This window comes from Pseudoalteromonas sp. SR43-5 (assembly GCF_014163835.1).
GTDB classification, from domain to species: Bacteria; Pseudomonadota; Gammaproteobacteria; order Enterobacterales; family Alteromonadaceae; genus Pseudoalteromonas; species Pseudoalteromonas distincta.
In genome coordinates, this window is record NZ_JACJEA010000084.1 from 1 (window position 1) to 369 (window position 369).

Consider the following 369-nt stretch of genomic DNA (forward strand, 5'->3'; position numbering starts at 1 on the left):
GCAAGATGTGGAAGTGGTGTGAGCCATTAAGCTAACTTGTACTAATTACCCGTGAGGCTTAACCATACAACGCCAAACGCGTTTTATGCGACAGTTTAGACAGAAGTTAATATAACTAAAGTAGAAATTACTTAGAAAGACTAAAAAAATATTATCAGATATTTTCCAAATTCAGTTAATACTTAGAAATACGTATTAACGCCCTAATTTGCTTGGTGACAATAGCGTTTTGGACCCACCTGATTCCATGCCGAACTCAGTAGTGAAACGAAACAGCGCCGATGATAGTGTAGCATTTGCTATGTGAAAGTAGGACATTACCAGGCTTCAAATTGTAGAAAGCCCGAATCTAACGATTCGGGCTTTTTT

Annotated in this window: 1 rRNA gene; it reads left to right on the plus strand. The window is 37.9% G+C overall.

The window, feature by feature from the left end:
- The first annotated feature begins 211 nt into the window (after positions 1–211).
- A 5S ribosomal RNA gene (rrf, locus tag H5090_RS20600) occupies positions 212–326 on the plus strand.
- Positions 327–369 lie beyond the last annotated feature (43 nt).